Origin of the sequence: Streptomyces sp. NBC_01446 (genome assembly GCF_026340095.1) — a bacterium.
Lineage (GTDB): Bacteria > Actinomycetota > Actinomycetes > Streptomycetales > Streptomycetaceae > Streptomyces > Streptomyces aureus.
Genome location: NZ_JAPEPO010000001.1, coordinates 935,966 through 956,169, shown reverse-complemented (window position 1 = coordinate 956,169; position 20,204 = coordinate 935,966). Strand labels below are relative to the sequence as shown.

Annotated in this window: 13 protein-coding genes and 1 pseudogene; 6 read left to right on the top strand and 8 right to left on the bottom strand. The window is 70.0% G+C overall.

The genetic code is table 11. From position 1 onward, the window contains the following. Window positions 1–135: 135 nt before the first annotated feature. From OG456_RS04390 to OG456_RS04380, 3 genes are all read right to left on the bottom strand, one after another. Entirely contained in the window at window positions 136–834 is a 699-nt protein-coding gene (locus tag OG456_RS04390; protein WP_266557371.1) for a GntR family transcriptional regulator, read from the bottom strand. Between the two features lie 187 nt (window positions 835–1,021). Beyond that, a complete protein-coding gene (gene pntB / locus OG456_RS04385; protein WP_266557369.1) occupies window positions 1,022–2,494 on the bottom strand; it encodes a Re/Si-specific NAD(P)(+) transhydrogenase subunit beta in 1,473 nt (490 codons plus the stop codon). A 6-nt stretch (window positions 2,495–2,500) separates the two neighbouring features. Beyond that, on the bottom strand, window positions 2,501–4,045 hold the full coding sequence (locus OG456_RS04380) for a Re/Si-specific NAD(P)(+) transhydrogenase subunit alpha (RefSeq protein ID WP_266557368.1): 1,545 nt from the start codon (window positions 4,043–4,045) through the stop codon (window positions 2,501–2,503). Between the two features lie 253 nt (window positions 4,046–4,298). Here OG456_RS04380 and OG456_RS04375 point away from each other — a divergent pair, with 253 nt between their 5' ends. Together OG456_RS04375 and OG456_RS04370 are read left to right on the top strand one after the other, a co-directional pair. After that, the gene (locus OG456_RS04375; protein WP_266557367.1) at window positions 4,299–5,273 is read left to right on the top strand and encodes a 2-dehydropantoate 2-reductase; all 975 of its coding nucleotides are present in this window, start codon (window positions 4,299–4,301) and stop codon (window positions 5,271–5,273) included. Between the two features lie 167 nt (window positions 5,274–5,440). Further along, window positions 5,441–6,376, top strand: coding sequence for a LysR family transcriptional regulator (locus tag OG456_RS04370; protein WP_266557365.1), 936 nt, complete (start codon window positions 5,441–5,443; stop codon window positions 6,374–6,376). A gap of 37 nt (window positions 6,377–6,413) precedes the next feature. On the opposite strand, the gene OG456_RS04365 is transcribed toward OG456_RS04370, so the two are convergent. Next, window positions 6,414–7,985 (bottom strand): FadD7 family fatty acid--CoA ligase, encoded by a 1,572-nt coding sequence (locus tag OG456_RS04365; protein ID WP_266557363.1) that lies wholly within the window; start codon window positions 7,983–7,985, stop codon window positions 6,414–6,416. Window positions 7,986–8,277: 292 nt separating this feature from the next. Here OG456_RS04365 and oxc point away from each other — a divergent pair, with 292 nt between their 5' ends. Together oxc and frc are read left to right on the top strand one after the other, a co-directional pair. Continuing rightward, window positions 8,278–10,029, top strand: coding sequence for an oxalyl-CoA decarboxylase (gene oxc, locus OG456_RS04360; RefSeq protein WP_266557361.1), 1,752 nt, complete (start codon window positions 8,278–8,280; stop codon window positions 10,027–10,029). An 88-nt stretch (window positions 10,030–10,117) separates the two neighbouring features. Next, the gene (gene frc, locus OG456_RS04355; RefSeq protein ID WP_266557359.1) at window positions 10,118–11,374 is read left to right on the top strand and encodes a formyl-CoA transferase; all 1,257 of its coding nucleotides are present in this window, start codon (window positions 10,118–10,120) and stop codon (window positions 11,372–11,374) included. Window positions 11,375–11,552: 178 nt separating this feature from the next. On the opposite strand, the gene OG456_RS04350 is transcribed toward frc, so the two are convergent. From OG456_RS04350 to OG456_RS04340, 3 genes are all read right to left on the bottom strand, one after another. After that, window positions 11,553–11,996, bottom strand: coding sequence for a PAS domain S-box protein (locus tag OG456_RS04350; RefSeq protein WP_266557357.1), 444 nt, complete (start codon window positions 11,994–11,996; stop codon window positions 11,553–11,555). A 532-nt stretch (window positions 11,997–12,528) separates the two neighbouring features. Next, window positions 12,529–15,555: a glycoside hydrolase family 38 C-terminal domain-containing protein gene (locus tag OG456_RS04345; protein ID WP_266557355.1), complete on the bottom strand. Its 3,027-nt coding sequence runs from the start codon at window positions 15,553–15,555 to the stop codon at window positions 12,529–12,531. A gap of 47 nt (window positions 15,556–15,602) precedes the next feature. Further along, the gene (locus tag OG456_RS04340) at window positions 15,603–17,201 is read right to left on the bottom strand and encodes an ABC transporter substrate-binding protein (RefSeq protein WP_266557353.1); all 1,599 of its coding nucleotides are present in this window, start codon (window positions 17,199–17,201) and stop codon (window positions 15,603–15,605) included. A 291-nt stretch (window positions 17,202–17,492) separates the two neighbouring features. Between OG456_RS04340 and OG456_RS04335 the strand changes: the two genes are divergently transcribed. Together OG456_RS04335 and OG456_RS04330 are read left to right on the top strand one after the other, a co-directional pair. Then, window positions 17,493–19,091, top strand: a complete 1,599-nt coding sequence (locus OG456_RS04335) for an ABC transporter substrate-binding protein (RefSeq protein WP_266557351.1) — start codon at window positions 17,493–17,495, stop codon at window positions 19,089–19,091. A 56-nt stretch (window positions 19,092–19,147) separates the two neighbouring features. Beyond that, complete coding sequence (locus OG456_RS04330; RefSeq protein ID WP_100597836.1) at window positions 19,148–20,074, top strand: ABC transporter permease; 927 nt, start codon at window positions 19,148–19,150, stop codon at window positions 20,072–20,074. Here OG456_RS04330 and OG456_RS50785 read toward each other — a convergent pair. Continuing rightward, window positions 20,012–20,200: pseudogene (locus tag OG456_RS50785) on the bottom strand (hypothetical protein); the annotation flags it as partial. The gene OG456_RS04330 and the pseudogene OG456_RS50785 overlap by 63 nt on opposite strands. Between the last annotated feature and the right edge of the window lie 4 nt (window positions 20,201–20,204).

Below are 20,204 nucleotides of genomic sequence, written 5' to 3'. Positions count from 1 at the left end.
GCGGCAGTCGTCCGGCGGGCACCCGTGACACGCGCCGGGGCCGGACGGTGGGGTGCGCTCCCTGCTCCGTCCGGCTCCGGCCAATTGGTGTGTCAGGTATGGAAGTTGAGGTGAGCCCGTCCGGTGTCGCAGCCCTTACGCCCGGGCCCGGGGCACGGCACTCAGCTGCCGGCAGTAGAAGTCGGTGGTCGTCCGGGTGTGCTGGTGCATCAGGGCCTCGGCCCGGTCGGCGTCGCCGACCGCGATGCGGTCGATGATCTCGGCGTGCTCGTTCCACGCGTCCTTGCCGCGTGGTCGCGCGATGGGCATGTAGTACCAGCGCACGCGGCGGTCGACCTGCCGGATCAGCTCGGCGAGGATGGGGTTGCGCGCCAGCTCGGTGATGAATCCGTGCAGCGCCGCGTTCGCCTCGACGATGCCGCGGGCGTCGTCCGCGGAGAGCGCGGCTATTCCGGCGGCCTGCAGTTCCCACAGGCGCGCGATGTCCGCACCGGTCGCGTACTGTGCGGCGCCGTGCGCCGCGTGGGTCTCCAGGACGGCGCGGACGCTGAGGAGCTGGGCGGCTTCCTCGACGGTCGGGCTGTGCACGAACGCGCCCTGCGCGGGGCGCAGTTCCACCCATCCATCGGACTGTAGACGCAGGAGCGCCTCGCGCACCGGCTGGCGGCTCACGCCCAGGTTCACGGCGAGTTCGGCCTCGATCAGATGCTGGCCCGGCTGGAGTACGCCCCCCACGATCAGCTCGATCAAGACGTCGTACACGGCTTGGCGCAGAGGTGCCGGCCTGGCGACCGGTGTCGTCGCGGTGCCTGGGAAAGTGCGTGGCTCGCGCATGGGCTCCCTCGGGGTGGCGGGCTGCGGGGAGGTGCTGTGGTGGAGGGCTCCCGTGCAGCATATAGGCTTCTGTATGCAATCTGAGTCTGTTGTGCAGATCCCGGAACTGGCCAAGCGCGACGCGCGGCGACCGGGAGAGCATCCCGGCCGCCGCGCGTCGTATCGGCGGTGTACGTCTACTTGACGGTCAGGCAGGTGCGGGCTGCTCCGCCGGCCTGGGGCCGGAACCCGCCGCCGGGCCCGGGTTGCTCACTGCCAGCTCGCGCAGGACCGCCTCCACGCTCTGCTTGGCGTCGCCGAACAGCATGCTGCTGTTCTCCCGGAAGAACAGCGGGTTCTGCACGCCTGCGTACCCGGAGGCCATGGACCGCTTGAACACGACGACGTGCTCCGCCTCCCACACCCGTAGTACCGGCATCCCCGCGATGGGGCTGGCCGGATCGTCCATCGCCGCCGGATTGACCGTGTCGTTGGCGCCGATGACCAGGACCACCGAGGTGCCGGCGAAGTCGTCGTTGATCTCGTCCATCTCCAGGACGACGTCGTACGGGACGCGGGCCTCGGCCAGGAGGACGTTCATGTGCCCAGGCAGCCGCCCGGCCACGGGGTGCACGCCGAAGCGGACGGTCACGCCGCGCTCGCGCAGGCGGCGCGTCAGCTCCGCCACCGGGTGCTGGGCCTGGGCGACCGCCATGCCGTACCCCGGCGTGATGATCACTTGTGTGGCGTTGAGCAGTGCGTTCGCGGTGTCCTCGGCGCTGATCTCCCGGTGCTCGCCCTGCTCCTCCTCGCCGCTGGGTGCGGCCTCGACGCCGAAGCCGCCCGCGATGACGGAGAGGAAGGACCGGTTCATGGCCCGGCACATGATGCAGGACAGGTAAGCGCCGGAGGAGCCGACCAGGGCCCCGGTCACGATGAGCAGGTTGTTGTCCAGGAGGAAGCCGGCCGCGGCGGCGGCCCAGCCCGAGTAGCTGTTGAGCATCGACACCACGACGGGCATGTCGCCGCCGCCGATGGAGGCGACCAGATGCCAGCCGAGCGCGAGCGCGAGCACGGTGACGGCGATCATCAGCGCGAGGTTCGGGCTGACGGTGAACCAGACGGTCAGGCCCACGAAGCCGGCCAGCGCGCCGACGTTGAGGAGGTTCTTCCCGGGCAGGGTCAGCGGCCGGGACTTGATGCGCGCCGACAGCTTCAGGAACGCGATCACGGAACCCGTGAAGGTGACCGCGCCGATGAAGATGCCGATGAACACCTCGGCGTGATGGATCCGCAGCAGCGAACCGGCCAGCTCGGTGGAGCCCGGGTGCTGCGCCTCGACCTCCAGATAGCTGTTCCACCCGATCAGTACGGCGGCGAGCCCGACGAGGCTGTGCAGCACGGCGATCAGCTCGGGCATCTGGGTCATCTCGACGCGGCGGGCCCGCCACAGGCCGATCGCGCCACCGATCGCGCCCGCGATTGCGATCAGCGCGATCGACCCGCCGGAGACGGAGCGCCCGGCGACGACGACGGTGGCGACGAGCGCGAGGGCCATGCCCGCCACGCCGTAGGCGACCCCCGCCCGGGCGGTGTGGTGCTGGGAGAGTCCCGCCAGGCTGAGGACGAACAGCAGTGCGGCGACGATGTCGGCGGCCTGGGCCGCCGTGGTTGCGTTCATCGAACCTCAGCCTTTCGAGAACATGCCGAGCATGCGACGGGTGACGGCGAACCCACCGAAGATGTTCACGGTGGTGAGCAGGATGGCCAGGAACGCCAACACGCTGATGGCCAGGGGTGGGTGGCCGATCTGGAGCAGCGCCCCGACCACCACGATCCCCGAGATCGCGTTGGTGACCGACATCAGTGGGGTGTGCAGCGCGTGGTGGACCTTGCCGATCACGTAGTAGCCGATGACCACGGCTAGCGCGAACACCGTGAAGTTGGAGGCGAGTTGGGCGGGGGAGACGGCGACGATCGCGAACAGGGCGAGCATCCCGAGCGCGATAAGGCCGTAGCGGCCCGCCGGTGACAGGCGCCGCGGCGGCGTCGGATCGACCGGTGACGCCGGTGCGGCCGGGGCCTTCGCGGGCGCCGCCGAGACCGCGACGGGGGGCGGCGGCCACAGCGTCTCGCCGTCGTGCACCACAGTCACCGCGCGCTGTACGACGTCCTCGAGGTCGAGGGTCAGCTGCCCGTCCCGTTCCGGGGTGAGCAGCTTCAGCAGGTTCACCAGGTTCGTGCCGTACAGCTGTGAGGCCTGGGCGGGCAGGCGGCCCGCGAGGTCGGTGTAGCCGATGACGGTGACGCCGTTCTCGGTGACGATCGCCCGGCCGCTCACCGTCCCCTCGACGTTCCCGCCCTGCGCCGCCGCCATGTCGACGATGACGCTGCCCGGTTTCATCGAGGCCACCTGCACGGCCGTGATCAGCCGTGGCGCGGGGCGCCCCGGGATGAGGGCCGTCGTGATGATGATGTCGACGTCCCTGGCCTGCTCGGAGTAGATCTCGGCGGCGCGCCGGTCGTAGGCCTCGGAGGTGGCCCGCGCGTATCCGTCGCCGGCCGACTCCTGTTCGACCTCTACGGGCAGGAACTCGCCGCCGAGCGAGCGCACTTGATCGGCGACCTCGCTGCGCGGATCCGTGGCCCGCACCACCGCGCCGAGGCTCCCCGCGGCTCCGATGGCTGCCAGGCCGGCCACTCCGGCGCCGACCACCAGCACTTTCGCGGGAGGCACTTTGCCGGCCGCGGTGACCTGTCCGGTGAAGAAGCGTCCGAAGGCGTGGGCCGCCTCGATGACCGCGCGATAGCCGGCGATGTTGGCCATCGAGCTGAGCACGTCCAGGGACTGGGCCCGCGAGATGCGGGGCACGGCGTCCATCGACAATGCGGTCAGGGGTCTGTTCGCGAGCTGGGTGAGGAGTTCGGAGTGTTGCGCGGGGGCGAGCAGGCCGACGATCGTCGCCCCGTCCCGCAGCCGCCGCACCTCGTCGTGGGACGGCGCGTTGACCTTGAGGACGACATCGGCCGGCCAGGCGTCGTCGAGGCGCGCTCCCGCCTCGACGTACGACACGTCGGAGAAGCCCGATGCGGCTCCGGCCCCGGTCTCGACGACGATCTCGTAGCCGAGCTCGATCAGGCGGCGGACGGTGTCGGGGGTGGCCGCAACTCTGGTCTCCCCGGAGGTCGACTCGGCGACCACGCCGATGCGTTGTGGTGGTGAAGCGGGCATTGCTCTCCTTCTCTCAGGGGCCTTACGGGTCCGTCGGTGCGTCGGGAGCGTCGGGAGCGTAGCAAGAGGGGCACGGGGCAGGAGCAGTGCAGCATATTGTATGCAGTTTGCTGAGTGTCGGGGGTGGGCCCCGGCGGCCGGGCAGTTGGGGATATCGCGGCCGTGTCAGTTCGGGCGCGACGGGTGTACAGCGGAGAGTCGACTGCATACAGTATCCAATCAAGGCTCACCCTTCCTCCCGAGAGGAGTTGCCGTGAAGATTGCTGTCCTCGGAGCCGGCGCGATCGGAGCCTTCGTAGGAGCGGCCCTGCACCGGGGTGGTGCCGATGTCCACCTGATCGCCCGCGGTCCGCACCTGCAGGCCATCCGCGAGCGCGGGGTCAGGGTCATCAGCCCGCGCGGAGACTTCGTCGCCCACCCGCACGCCACCGACGACCCCACCGAGATCGGACCCGTGGACTTCGTGTTCCTCGGGCTCAAAGCACACTCCTACCCGTCCAGCGGCCCGCTGATCGAACCGCTCCTCGGCGAGTACACCGCCGTCGTCGCCGGGCAGAACGGCATCCCGTGGTGGTACTTCCACCGGCTCGCGGGACCCTACGAGGGCCGCCGGATCGAGGCGGTGGACCCGGGCGGTGCGACCAGCAAGGTCCTCGCGCCGGAACGGGCCGTGGGCTGCGTGGTCTACCCCGCCACCGTCATCGACGCCCCCGGCGTGATCCGCCACCTCGAAGGCACCCGCTTCTCCATCGGTGAACCCGGTGGCGGGATTTCGGCGCGGTGCACCGCGCTGAGCGAGGCGATGGTCGCGGGCGGGCTCAAGTGCCCCGTGGAGCCGAACCTGCGCGACGATATCTGGATCAAGCTGATGGGCAACGTCGCCTTCAACCCGATCAGCGCCCTCACCCGGGCCACGATGGTGGAGATCTGCCAACATCCACCGACACGACGCCTGGTGGCCCAGCTCATGGAGGAGACGTTGGACATTGCCGCCCGGGTCGGCAGCAACCCGGACATCTCCATCGAGAAGCGCCTGCGGGGCGCGGAGGGCGTCGGCGACCACAAGACGTCGATGCTCCAGGACCTGGAAGCGGGCAAGCAGCTGGAACTCGACGCCATCGTGACCGCGGTGGTGGAGATGGCCGACATCACGGGTGCCGAGGCACCCAGGCTGCGAGCGGTGCACGCGGCCACCGACCTGCTGGCACGCCGCACCGGCACGGGATGAAGCGCGGCCCTGCTCCCCCAATGACCTTGGGGGAGCAGGGCCTTCGGTTCGGGCATGGCGCCGCCGAGACCGCCGGGTAAGCTCGGGCAGCGCGCCACCGCAGGTGTGTTCGACCTGGTCGGGGGCGGGGACGTATGGGATGCGGGGGACGAAGCAGGAGGCGGGGCATGCTCTTCCGGCAGCTGGAGTACTTCGTGGCGGTGGCCCGGGAGAGGCACTTCGCGCGCGCCGCGGAAGCCTGCTTCGTCTCGCAGCCCGCACTCTCCGTGTCGATCGCCAAACTGGAGCGCGAACTCAACGTCACACTGATCAACCGCGGCCACAACTACCAGGGCCTGACGCCCGAAGGCGAGCGCCTGGTCGTCTGGGCCAAGCGGATCCTCGCCGAGCAGGAGGCGTTCAAGGCCGAGGTGGCCGCCGTCCAGTCGGGCATCACCGGGACGCTGCGCCTCGGCGCGGAGCCCACCGCCTCGACGACGCTCGCGCTGCCGGTGATGGCGTTCTGCACCGCGCACCCGCTGGCCAAGGTCCAAGTGCGCTCCCGCCTGTCCACCACGGAACTCATCCGGCAGCTGCGCGCCTTCGAGCTCGACGCGGCCATCGCCCACTTCGGCCCCGAGGACCGGGACGGACTCCAGGTGACACCGCTGTACGAGGAGCGGTACATGCTGCTTGCCGCGGCCGATCAACTGCTGCCCCAGTCCGACACCCTCACCTGGGCCGAGGCGTCCCAGCTGCCGCTCGCGCTGCTCACCCCCGACATGCGGATCCGTCAGGTCATCGACGCCGCGTTCACCCGCAGCGGAGTCACTGTCACCCCGCAGGTGGAGACCGACTCGGTGGCGACCCTGTACGCGAACGTGGGCGCGGGCGCCTGTACCAGCATCGTGCCCCACACCTGGCTGAGGGCCCTGCCGGTCACCGGCCGGATGCGCGCGCTGCGCCTCGTCGAACCGGACGCGCGAGCGCTCATCTCTGTCGCGATCCACGACGCGACGCCGGGCTCGCTCGCGGCCCGCGCGTTCATGACGGCGGCGGCCTCACTGCGCCTGGACGACTTCTTCGACCAGCCGCTGCCCGTGGCCGAACCCCTGGTCCGCTGAAGCCGGGCGGGTCCGGCTGGCCCGCCCGGCCGCTACGTCACCGGGCGAAACGGAGCTGGACCGCCTGCCGGTCCAGCGCTCCCTTGGCCGTGTGCGGCAGCGCCTCGACGACCCGGATCCGCTCGGGCACCTCGAAAGCGGCCAGCCGGCCCCGGCAGTACCTGACGATCTCGGAGGGCTCCGCGTCCTCCCCCTCGCGCAGCACCACGGCCGCGCCCACCCGATGCCCGTGCCGCTCGTCCGGCACCCCGAACACGGCGGCCTCGGCGACAGCGGGACAACCGCACAACACGTCCTCGACGTACTCGGGACTGACCTGATCGCCCGCCCGCGTGATCAGATTCCTGATCCGGCCGGTGAGGAACAGAGCGCCGTCGGCGTCCAGATGCCCCAGGTCCCCGGTGCGCAGCCAGCCTCCGCCGAAACCGTGCGCCGTCGCCGCCGGATCGACGAGATAGCCCCTGGTCACGCTGGGGCCGCGCACCCAGACCTCGCCCTGCACACCGGGCGGGCACGCCTGCCCCGACGCGTCGACGACCTGAATCCGCGTCCCGGTCGGCCGGCCCACGGATCCGTGCTTGGACGTACCGGTCGGCGGCAGGGGTTCGCTGCTCGCCTGATGGGCGGCCTCCGTCATGCCGTACGCCGACAGCAGCGGCACCCCGAGCGTGCGCTCAAGAGCCCGCTGGGTCGCGGTGTTGAGCGGAGCGCTGGAACTGCGGGCGAATCGCAGCGGCGGCACGAGCGGCGCGAGATGTTCGACCGCCGAGCGGTCGAGGAGGATCTCGTGGATTGCGGGCACCGCGGTGAACCAGGTGGCCCCCACCGCCCGCATGTCATCCCAGAACGTGTCCGCCGAGAAACGCCCCCCGGCCGGGAGCAGCACACACCCGCCGCCGGCGAGCGTGGCGAGCAGCGCCGCGACCAGCCCGTGCGTGTGGAACAGCGGCATGACCGCCACCGTCGCGTCCCGCGGCCCCAGTTCGTACGTCGCGCACAGCGCACGCACCGCCGCGGCCACGTTCCCGTGGGTCAGCGGCACCAGGCGGGCCCGGTCCGTGGTGCCCGCCGTCGACAGGATCAGGGCGTCGTCCGGGGCGAGGCCCGGTGCGGGTGTCCCGTATAGGCCGAGCGGCGCGCGCGTCGTATCGAGCGTGACCATGCAGGGGGCGCCGGACGCGACGCTTACCCGCACGGGCCAGGCCGGTACGCCCGCGGGCGCCTCGGGCCCGCACAGCACCACCCGCGCCCCGAACATCTTGAGCCGCGCGGCCAGTTGACCGGCGGTCAGAGCCGGATCCAGCGGGGCGACGACCGCGCCGGCCCGGGCCGCACCCAAGAGGGACACGACGTACTCGACGGTGTTCGCGGCGACCAGCCCCACCGGGTCCCCGGGCCGTACCCCGGCGGCCGTCAGCCGGCGGGCCAGGTTGTCGGCGAGCGAGGCGAGAGCGGCATACGACAGTTCGACGCGCTCCGCACCGACGACGAGGGCCCGCGCGTGCGGACGCGCCCGCACGGGCCGCGACAGCAGATCGACGAGACCGGTGAGCGCGGGGGCGTGGTAGCGGTCCGGTTCACGCACGGACGCCGTGGCCACTGTGGCCATCACCGCACCTCCTTGCGCCGGTTGAGGCGAACAGCCGACACAGCCGAAACGGTCGACAGAGCTGAAACGGTCGACTGCGAGCCTGGGGGCCGTGGCCCGTCAGCGTCCAATGCGCAACGGTGAACGGCTGATAGTGGCCGACTATCACCGCAGGTACCCGGGCCCGTTCCGGCCGTTGATAAATACTGGTTATTGGCTGGTCGTCGTCAGGTCTTGGACGGGGCGAGGGTGCAGTGCGGAAGGTGGATCCACAAGCCGCACAGCATTACTTGCCCAAGGAGGACCTCGGACCATGACCGCCCCCTCACCACAGGAGACAGCGGCGAACGCCGACGCACAGGCCGAGCTCACCGACGGGTACCACCTGGTCGTCGACGCTCTGAAGCTGAACGACGTCGAGACCATCTACGGCGTGGTCGGCATCCCGATCACGGATCTGGCCCGGCTCGCCCAGGCCGAGGGCATCCGCTACATCGGCTTCCGCCACGAGTCCAACGCGGCCCACGCCGCGGCCGCGGCCGGCTACCTCACCAAGAAGCCGGGCATCGCTCTCACGGTGTCCGCGCCGGGGTTCCTGAACGGACTCGTCGGCCTGGCCAACGCCACCACCAACTGCTTCCCGATGGTGCAGATCTCGGGGTCCAGCGAGCGCCACCTCGTCGACCTCAAGCAGGGCGACTACGAGGAGATGGACCAGCTCGCCGCCGCGCAGCCGTTCTGCAAGGCCGCGTACCGCATCAGCCGGGTCGAGGACATCGGCCGGGGCATCGCCCGCGCGCTGCGCACCGCCGTCTCCGGCCGGCCGGGCGGCGTCTACCTCGACATCCCGGCCGCCGTACTCGGCTCCATCATGGACAAGGCGGAGGGCGCCAAGACCCTCAGCCGGCTGGTCGACCCGGCTCCGCGACAGCTGCCCGCGCCCGAGGCGGTGGATCGCGCCATCGAACTCCTCTCCGGCGCCGAGCGGCCGCTGGTGGTGCTCGGCAAGGGCGCCGCCTACGCCCAGGCCGACGACAGGATCCGGGAGTTCGTCGAGTCGACCGGCATCCCGTACGTACCGATGTCGATGGCCAAGGGCCTGCTGCCCGACGACCACCCGCAGTCGGTGGCGACCGCCCGCTCCCTCGCGCTGCGCAAGGCCGACGTCGTGATGCTCGTCGGAGCCCGCCTCAACTGGCTGCTCGGACACGGCGAGGCGCCGCAGTGGAACCCCGACGCGAAGTTCATCCAGGTCGACATCGAGCCCAGGGAGCTGGACAGCAACCAGCCGATCGCGGCCCCCCTCGTCGGTGACGTCGAGTCCGTGCTGGAGGCGCTGGCCGAGCGCGCCAAGCCGGGACAGATCTCCGCGCCCGCCGCCTGGCGCGAGGAGCTCGCGGCGCGCTCCGCGCAGAACGTCGAGAAGATGGCCGGGCGCCTGGCGGCCGACCCGCACCCGATGCAGTTCATGGGCGCGCTGCGCGCCGTCCGCGACGTGCTGCGCGACAACCAGCACGCCTACCTCGTCAATGAGGGTGCCAACGCCCTCGACATGGCGCGCAACGTCATCGACATGCACGTCCCGCGCCACCGCCTGGACGTCGGCACCTGGGGTGTGATGGGGATCGGCATGGGCTACGCGATCGCCGCCGCCGTGGAGACCGGCCAGCCGGTGATCGCCGTCGAGGGCGACAGCGCCTTCGGGTTCAGCGGCATGGAACTGGAAACGATCTGCCGCTACCAGCTCCCCGTCACCACCGTGATCATGAACAACGGCGGTGTGTATCGCGGCAACGACGTCAACCCGCGCGACGACGCCCCGTCGCCCACCACCCTGACGCTGTCCGCCCGGCACGACCTCATGATCGAGGCGTTCGGAGGCAAGGGCTACCGCGCCACCACGCCCGCCGAGGTCACCGCGGCCCTCACCGAGTCGCTCGCCGCGGGCGGACCCGCCCTGATCGACTGCGCCATCGACCCCGGCGCGGGTACGGAGAGCGGTCACATCTCGCACCTCAACCCCAAGGGCATCACCGTCGGCAACATCGTGCCGTCGAAGAAGTGACCGCCCGCGCTGTTTGGCAAGCCATCTCTCAACTTGCGTACACACAACCACTGTTCGCCGCGCAACCCATCACGAGAAGGACTCAGACATGAATGAACAGCCGCTCGCGGGCATTAAGGTGATCGACTTCACCGGGGTCCAGGCGGGCCCTGCCTGTACGCAGATGCTCGCCTGGTTCGGCGCCGACGTCATCAAGGTCGAGCGCATCAATGGCGGCGACGTGACCCGCCAGCAGCTGCGCGACATCCCGGACCTCGACGCCCTGTACTTCACCATGCTCAACTCCAACAAGCGCTCCCTGGCCATCAACACCAAGACGGCCGAGGGCAAGGAGGTCATGGAGAAGCTGATCCGCGAGGCCGACATCCTTGTCGAGAACTTCGCGCCCGGCGCCATGGACCGGATGGGCCTCGGCTGGGACCACATACACGAGCTCAACCCGCGCCTCATTTTCGGCTCGGTCAAGGGCTTCAACGAGCAGTCCAAGTGGAACGACCTGAAGACCTACGAGAACGTCGCCCAGGCCGCCGGCGGCGCTGCCTCCACCACCGGCTTCTGGGACGGCCCGCCCACCATCTCGGGCGCCGCCCTCGGCGACTCCAACACCGGGATGCACCTGATGATCGGGCTGCTCACGGCCATCATCCAGCGCAACCAGACGGGCCTCGGCCAGAAGGTCTCCGTCTCCATGCAGGACGCTTGCCTCAACCTCACCCGCGTCAAGCTCCGCGACCAGCAGCGCCTGGAGAAGATCGGCTACCTGGAGGAGTACCCGCAGTACCCGCACGGCGAGTTCGGCGACGCCGTGCCGCGCGGCGGCAACGCGGGAGGCGGCGGCCAGCCCGGCTGGATCCTCAAGTGCAAGGGCTGGGAGACCGACCCCAACGCCTACATCTACTTCACCGTCCAGGAGCAGAACTGGAAGCGCACGGCCGAGGCCATCGGCCGCCCGGAGTGGGCCGACGACCCGGAGTACAGCACTGCCCGCGCCCGCCAGCCACACATCATGGACATCTTCGGCGAGATCGAGAAGTGGCTCGCCGACAAGACCAAGTACGAGGCCGTCGACATCCTGCGCGAGTGGGAGGTGCCGTGCGCCCCGGTCCTGTCGATGAAGGAGCTCGCCGAGGATCCCGACATGCGTAAGAGCGGAACCATCGTCGAGGTGGAGCAGAAGGAGCGTGGTACCTATCTGACGGTGGGCAGCCCGGTGAAGTTCTCCGCGTTCCAGCCGGACATCAAGGGCGCGCCGCTGCTCGGTGAGCACACCGACGAAGTCCTCGCGGACCTGGGCTACGACGCGGACGCCATCCGCAAGCTGCACGAGGGTTCCGTCGTCGCCTGACGCCTGTCCGCCTGGCGGCAGGGGTCAGGCGGCAGGCGGGGCAGGAGTTAGAGGACAAGGGGGTGCCCCGTGCGCGACGAGCGTGCGGGGCACCCGCGTGTGCGGTCCCGGAGAACGCAGAACAGCGAGGAGGGCAGGGAACCCGGGGTTCCCTGCCCTCCTCGCCATGACGCGCGTTTCACAAGGTCGTGGCGCCGGCGTTCGCGTCGGCGAGGCGGCGGCGCAGCTCCTTCTCCTGAGCGCGGCGCGCGGTGACGTCACGGATGACCGCGCCGACATGTCCGGTGCCGCCCTGCGGATCCGGCAGGAGGCACACGCTGAACTCGATCGACAGGCTCGACCCGTCGGCCTTGAGCGCGGGCACGGTCAGCAGGTCGCTCGCACCGTAGTGGGTGGAGCCCTTGGCCATCGCCGCGTGGAAGCCCTTCCAGTGCGGGCGCCGGTGCCGCTCGGGGATGATCAGGTCGAGGCTCTGTCCGAGCACCTCGCTCTCCTTCCATCCGAAGATCCGCTCCGAGCCGCTGTTCCAGAACTCGATGAGCCCCTCGCTGTCGACGATGACGATGCCGTCGGGCGCGTGGATGGTCATGTGCGCGAGCAGTTCGGGGTGCGGGACTGCCATGGCTCCTCCGGGTGGGCGCGATGCGGGTGTAAGGCCGGTTGTAAGCATACTGAATACAATCGACCAGATCGATGGGTGAGTCGAGGTTGAACTCAGAATTGATGCCCGGGAGTTGACGAGCCCGACCGGAGTCGTGAGCTGGGCCTCCCCCCGCTCGCGCACGACGAGCGGTGCCGCGAGCCCGCACCACCCGCCGCCCCTGCTTCCTAACGAAGCGCGGGAGGAATCATCGGTGTCACTTCAGCCGAACGCGCCGATCACGTCCTGCGTGACCTCCAGCCCGTCTGGGCCCAACGCGCTCGCCCGCAGGGAGACTGAGACATCGTCGGAACGCGGTATGGACACCTGCGCCGTCCATCGGCCGTCGCCGGTCCGGTCCAGGGAGAGCGACTGCCGGCTGTCACTGCCGTCGCACAACCTGGAGCGTGGCACCGGTCGCCACGGCGCCGCTGGTGTAACTGGGATAGCCACCTGAGCGGTTCGCCGGTTCACGCCGACGACCAGGTGCGGGGCGCCACGGCGCCCCGCACGCTCAGGACTCCGTGAGGGCCGCCTGTGCCAGCCGCAGCGTGACCAGCTGGAAGGGGCGCAGCGCGAACGACAGATCCGCGACGTCCGGCTCCGCCGGGGCCACCGGACGCTCCAGCAGATCGCAGCGGACCGCACCGGCCGCGTCGAACCCGGGAGTGAGGCGCACGGTCGCCCGGCCGCCCCGCGTCTCGTAGAAGCGGACGACGACATCGCCCGAGCCGTCGTCGGCCAGCTTGACCGCACTGAGTACGACGGACTCGTGGTCGACGTGTACCAGCGGCGCGACCTCGGCGCGGGCCGTGCCCGTCACCTCCCGCTCCGGCAGCGACAGCGCCGCGCCCTCGCGGACCGCGCCCCCGACGGCCGCGCCCGGCACCAGGGCGTGCCGGAAGCGATGGGTTCCCTGGTCCGTCTCCGGGTCGGGGAAGCGCGGTGCCCGCAGCAGCGAGGCGCGCACGGTCGTGGTCGTCCCGCGGTCCTCACGCACCGTACGGGTCACGTCGTGGCCGTACGTCGAAGCGGTCACCAGTGCGACACCCCAGCCGGGCTCCGCGAGGTGCACGAACCGGTGGTTGCAGGCCTCGAAGCGCGCCGCCTCCCAGCTCGTGTTGGTGTGCGTGGGCCGGTACACATGCCCGAACTGGGTCTCCGACGCGTACCGTTCCGCGTGCACGTCGAGCGGGAACGCCAGCTTCAGAAACTTCTCGGTCTCGCGCCACTCCACCTCCGTCGCGACGTCGAGGCGCCCGGAGCCGGGGGAGAGGGTGAAGGTCTGCGCGGCGACGGACTTGCCGAAGGAGCGGGTGACCCGCACCCCGTCGGCGGTCGCGGTCAGCGCGTCCACGTCCGTCAGGTCGGTGCCGGTGTTGCGGTAGAACTTGTCGACGTCCCACGCGTCCCACTTGTTCGGCAGATCCGGGTGGAGCTGGAGCAGGCCCGCCGCACGGCCCGGGGCCAGCGTCTCGCGGCCGCTCGCCAGGTGCACCAGCGAGACGACCAGGCCGCGGCCGTCGATCTCGGCCCGCAGGATCGTGTTGTCGAGGACGAAGCCGCCGCCGTCGCGCTCACGGACCTTCGTCGCCGCGAGGGCAGGCTGGGGGCCCGCAGCGCCGAGCGCGGGTACCGAACTGCGCCCGTGCGGCGCTGAGTTGAAGCGCAGAACACCCGTGCCGCGGCCGGCCAGGGCGCGCTGCGCGGCGTCGACGATCTCCTCGAGTTCGGCCGTGACCCGTGCGTACGTCGCGCGGGCCTCGCGGTGCACCCAGGCGATCGACGAGCCCGGCAGGATGTCGTGGAACTGGTGCAGCAGCACCGTCTTCCAGAGTCGGTCCAACTCCTCGTACGGGTAGGGGAATTCGCACTGGACGGCTGCCGTCGCGGCCCACAGCTCCGCCTCCTGGAGGAGGTGCTCGCAGCGCCGGTTGCCCTGCTTGGTCTGCGCCTGGCTCGTCAGCGTCGCCCGGTGCAGCTCCAGATACAACTCGCCGACCCACACCGCGGGATCGGTGTACTCGGCCTCGGCCTTCTCGAAGAACGCCGCCGGGGCCTCCCACTCCACGGTGGAGGAGCCGTCGAGCGACCGCAGCCGCCTGGCCCGCGCCACCATCTCGCGTGTCGTTCCGCCCCCGCCGTCACCGAAACCGGTCGGTGCGAGCGAACGGCTCGCCCGCCCCTTGTCCTTGAAGTTCCGTTCCGCGTGCGCGAGTTCACGTCCCTCCATGGCGCAGTTGTACGTGTCCACGGGCGGGAAGTGGGTGAGGACCCGGGAGCCGTCGATGCCCTCCCAGTTGAACGTGTGATGCGGGAAGGTGTTCGTCCGCGACCAGGAGATCTTCTGCGTCAGCAGCCACTTGGAGCCGGCCTCGCGGATGATCTGCGGCAGCCCGGCCGCGAAACCGAAGGTGTCCGGCAGCCACACCTCCTCGTTCTCGATGCCGAACTCGTCGAGGAAGAACCGCTTGCCGTGCACGAACTGACGGGCCATCGCCTCCGAGCCCGGCATGTTCGTGTCCGACTCCACCCACATGCCGCCCGTCGGCACGAACCGCCCCTCGGCCACGGCCTTCTTGACCTTCGCGTACACCTCGGGCCGGTGCTCCTTGATCCAGGCCAGTTGCTGCGCCTGCGACATGGTGAAGACGAAGTCCGGTTCGGAGTCGAGGAGTTGCGTCATGTTCGACGCGGTCCGCGCCACCTTGCGCACCGTCTCGCGCAGCGGCCACAGCCACGCCGAGTCGATGTGCGCGTGCCCGACCGCGCTGATCCGGTGCGCCGACGGTCCCGCGGGGGTGTCGAGGACCGGTGCAAGCACGTCGCGGGCCGCCTGCGCGGTGCCGTTCACCTCGCCGAGGTCCACCACGTCCAGGGCCGCCCCCACCGCGTGCAGGATCTCCCAGCGGCGGGCGCGGTCCAGCGGCAGCTCGGCCATCAGCTGGCCCAGCACCTCCAGGTCGTGCAGCAGCTCCCACACCGTCTCGTCGAAGACGGCCAGCTCGACACGGCCCAGCGTGTAGAGCGGATCGTGACCCGCGGTGTCCGTGTCACCGAGCCATGTAGGCTTGAACGCACGGGAGTTGAAGAACCCGGGGTTCGACGCCGCCTCCACGCGCAGCTCCACCTGCTCCCCGCCCGCTGCCGGAGCCCCGACGCGCACCCAGTGATTGCGTGGGTGCAGGCCCTTCACCGGTGTCCCGTCCGGCTCGTAGACCAGGCCCTCGCACTGGAAGCCGGGACCGCCGTGCCCGTCGAAGCCGAGGTCGATCAGCGCCTCGACGGTCCGCCCCGCCCACTGCTGGGGAACCGTGCCGGTCACCGTGAACCAGCTGGTGCCCCACGGCCGCCCCCACCGGGCGCCCTCCCCGATGGACAGCGCGGGCGCCGCGAGCCCCTCCGCGACCGGCACGGGCTCGTCCGGCGCGTGCCACACCCGCACGTCCAGCGGCACGGTCTCCGGGTACACGGCGGGCCTGATGCGCTCCTCGAGCACACGTCGCAGCCGGTCTTCGATGAGCGAACGGTCGTCATGCATGGGCGTTGAGTCTCCTGGAGTACGGAAGGCGGGGCGGGCGGCCCGGTTCAGCGGTCGATCGTCGAGCGCACGGGATTGATGTCCGCGTACCGGGAGTCCAGCGGGTGGACGTCGGTCGCGTGCAGATAGATCGTGCGCGTGTGGAACAGCGGCACGACCGGCATGTCCCGGGCGATCAGGTCCTCGATGCCCTGGTAGGCGCGCGTGGCCTTCGCGGGGTCGGCGATCTTGTTCGCCTGCTCCAGACGGCTGTCGACCTCGGGGTTGCGGTAGCCGTTGGAGTTGAAATCGCCGTACGAGGCGAAGATCGGCGTGAGGTAGTCCTCGAGCGACGGATAGTCGTGCCCCCAGCCCGAGGACCGCACGCCGTCCAGCGCGCCCTTGGACGCCATCGCGCTCAGGTCGCTGCCGGGCTTGCCCACGTACTGGATCTTCAGGCCGAGGTTCTGCCGCCACATGTTGCCGAGCGCCTCGGCGAAGACCTGGTCTCCCGGGTTGTCACTCGCGTAGTACATCTTGAGGCGCCCGGAGAAACCGCCGGCCTCGCGCAGCAGCTTCTTCGCCCCGCCCACGTCCAGCGTGCAGGCGGTGCAGGTGTTCTCGCGGTGCCCGTCGAGGGTCGAGGCGGTGAAGGACGTGGCGGGGAACGCGCCCGGCTTCAGCTTGACGAGGGCCTTGCGGTCCAGGGCGAGCGAGAGCGCGCGCCGCACCTTCGGATCCTTGAACCCCGGTGTGTTGACGGGGAGTTCGAGGTAGCTGAGGTTCGGTGCGGACTTGCCCTGGCTCCACTTGCCGGGAGCGTCCGTCTTGTACGCGTCGATCTTTGAGGACGGCAGCGTCGCGTAGTCGAGGTTGCCGGCCAGGAACTCGTTGTAGGCGGTCTCCGGGTTGGAGAAGAAGCGGTAGACGAGGCGGTCGGCCTGCGGGGCGTCCTTGCCGGCATAGCCCTTGTTGCGCGTGAGGCGCACGGGCTGTCCGGCCTTCCACGCGCCGTCCAGCTTGTAGGGGCCGTAGCCGATCGGCTTGTGGCTGTACGCGTCCGGGTCCTTCAGCGTCTCCGCGGACAGGGCGGCGAGTCCGTAGTAGCTGAGCGTCGACGGGTACGGCGAGAAGGGCGCCTTGAGGGTCACGGTGAAGGTGAGGTCGTCGACCACCTTCAGCCCGGACAGCGTGGTCGCCTTCGGCTTGCCCTTGGCCGGGTTGAGGTCCTCGTAGCCCTGAACCCGCTGGAAGAAGCCGTTGCTGAGGTACCCGTGCGGTCCGTACGCGGTGTAGTTCCACGTGTCCACGAACGACTTGGCGGTGAGCTTCTCACCGTTGGTGAACTTCCAGCCGGGCTTGATCTTGATCGTCCACGTCTTCGCGTCCTTCGACGTGACCGAATCGGCGACGACGTTCACCAGCTTGCCGCTCTTCGGGTCCACCCGGGTCAGCGGCGCCCACATGGCGAAGGCCAGCTGGATGTTGGCGGAGCTGTTGTCCTTCTCCGGGTTGATCGCCGCGATCTCCGCGCCGGTCGCCACCGTCACCGTACGGCCGGCGGCACCGGAGCCCTTGCCGTCCGAGCCGCCGCCGCTGCATCCGGTCGCCGCGAGGGCGAGCGCGGCAATCGCCGCCACCGTGGCGGCTCTTCGTGTTCGCACCATGTGGACTCCCGTGCGTCCGGCCGGAATCGGGGACCCGGCGCGCCTGACTGTCGGGCGGTGACGCTAGGAACGCGGCGTTCCTGCGTGCAAGTTCCCCCTGCTGAACGTCCATTCAGCGCCCATTCAGCGGGTGCGAGGGATGCGGAATGGACGTCGGATGGACGCCGAAGGGCATCCGCCTTGACGCCCACCTGGGCCGTTCCTACTGTCGCGGCCCAACCGACCGGCGCGTCCGGGCTGGTCACGGCGGTGCCCGCCGCGACCGGTCCGGCCAGGACTGCGGGAGAACTCATGGCCCGGACACGAAGAATCGTCAAAGCGGCGACCGGCACCGCGCTGGCGGTGCTGCTCGCCGGATGCAGTGGCGCCGGGAGCGGGGACGGCGCGGGAAAGGACGACGGCCACTCCATGGCGATCGCCACCGCGGCCGAGGTGCCCTATCTGAACCCGTCGAACGACAACGGCACCACGGGCATCCAGATCGAGTCCGCGCTGTGGGCGCCGCTGACCCGGGTGGACGCGAAGACCGGCAAGCTGGTGAATGTCGTCGCCGATTCGGTCACGTCGAAGGACGCGAAGACGTGGACGATCAAGATCAAGCCCGGCTGGAAGTTCACCAACGGTGAGAAGCTCACCGCCAAGTCGTTCGTGGACACGTGGAACTACACCGCGTACGCCCCGCACGCCTTCGCGAACAACGGCGCCTTTCAGCGGGTCGAGGGCTACGAGGACCTGAACCCGGCCAAGGGCAAGCCGAAGGCGACCACGCTGTCCGGGCTGAAGGTGGTCGACGATCTCACCTTCACCGTCACCCTGAAGGGGGCGTTCTCGCCGTATCCGACGACGCTCAGCTACCTCGGCGTCGCCGCGCTGTCCGCCGAGACGCTGAAGGACCCGGACCAGTTCAAGCACAAGCCGATCGGCTACGGCGCCTACAAGCTGGACGGCGGATGGAAGGCGGGGCAGCCGGTGCGCCTCATGCGCAACAAGGACTACGCCGGCAAGGACGCCCCGCAGGCCGACCACATCACGTTCCGGTTCTTCTCCAACCCGGAGACCGCGTACAACGAGTTCCTCGCCGGCAACGTCGACTACGTCGCCGTACCGTCGTCGAAGATCGACTCGTACAAGACGGACGCACCCGGCAAGTGGAGCCAGGCCAAGGCCGCCGCCGGCATCAACTACCTCAACCTTCCGGTGACGCTGAAGCCGTACACCGACACCCGCGTCCGCCGGGCGCTCTCGCTCGCCCTGGACCGCGACTCCCTGGCCAAGCTCAAGCCCGGCAACTTCCCCGCCACCTCGTTCACCGCGCCCAGCGTCGACGGCCACCGCGAGAACACCTGCAGTGACTGCAGGCTTGACGTGGCCCGGGCCAAGAAGCTGCTGCGGGAAGCCGGCGGGTTCCCGGGCAAGCTGCGGCTCTTCTTCGCCAGCGACAACCCCGGCGAGCAGGTGTACGCCGAGGCGCTGGGCAACATGTGGCGGCAGAAACTGGGGCTGAAGATCCAGTATGTCGGCAAGCCAGGCGCCGAGATCGGTCCGCTCGCCAACGCGGGCAAGCTCGACGGCATCCGCATCATGGGCTGGGGGCACGACTACCCGGCGCTCGAGGACTACCTCACCCCGATGTTCGCGTCCTACGGCGACGTCAATACCGGCCGCTACCGCGACGCGAAGGTCGACCGGATGCTCGGCGAGGCCAACGCCCAGGTCGACCAGGCCCAGGCGACGCGCGACTACCAGGCGATCGAGGACCGCATCGCCGAGCAGATGCCGGTGCTCCCGCTGTCGCACTCACGGGACGTCTATCTGCATGCCGAGGGCGTCGAACCCCTCAACGCCCCTTTCGCGAACGTGGATCCCGTCCGGTCGACCTTCGCCGACTGACCCCGCCCGCCCCCCAATCCCGTAACTCCTCTCCGTAACTCCCAAAGGAGGACACGGTGTTGCGTTTCGCGCTCCGCCGCCTCCTGATCATGATCCCGATCGCGGTCATCGTGACGTTCCTCGTCTACGCGATGGTCTTTGCCCTCCCCGGCGACCCGATCAGGGCCCTGTCAGGACAGAAACCCCTGGCCGAATCCGTCATTGCGGCCAAACGCGCCTACTACCACCTGAACGATCCCCTGTTCGTCCAGTACCTGCACTTCATGGGCAACCTGCTCAAGGGCGACCTCGGGCAGACCTTCGACGGGCAGGACATCGGCGAACAACTCGCGCTGCGCTGGCCGGTGACCCTCCAGCTCGGACTCACCGCCCTCGCCATCCAGCTCGTCCTCGGGCTCGTCAGCGGTGTGTACGCGGGATGGCGGCGCGACGGCCTGGTGGACCGGGCGCTGCTCGGCGCCACGCTCGGGGTGCTCGCCGTGCCCGGTCTGGTCGCCATGTTCTTCGCGCAGTCCTTCTTCGCGGTCGAACTCAGCTGGTTCCCGGTCTCCGGCGCCACCGACGGCTGGCCCGGCAGCTATCTGCTGCCCGCCACCGTGCTCGGCGTCCTCGGCTTCGCCGGACTCGCCCGCGTCACCCGCACCAGCATCGCCGAGGTCGCGAGCGCCGACTTCGTCCGCACCGCACGCGCCAAGGGGCTCGCCCCGAACCGCATCCTGTGGGGGCACGTGCTGCGCAACGCCATGCTGCCCGTGATCACGTACATCGGGCTCGACCTGGCCGGCATTCTCGGCGGTGCGATCATCACCGAGGGCATCTACAACCTGAACGGCATCGGCCAGTTCATGTTCCGCTCCATCGCCATGAAGGAAGGCGGGGTGGTCGTCACCCTCTCCACGGTGCTGCTGCTCGGCTACATGCTCGTCAACCTGGTCGTCGACCTGCTCTACGGCCTCCTGGACCCGAGGGTGCGCCATGTCTGACACCGCCCTGGCGACCGCCGCGACCGCCGCCGAACTCGAGCCCGTCGGCGAGGACAGCCCGCGCGGCGCCGCCGTCCTACGCGAACTGCTGCGCAAGCCACGCTTCGTCCTCAGCGCCCTCGCCATCCTG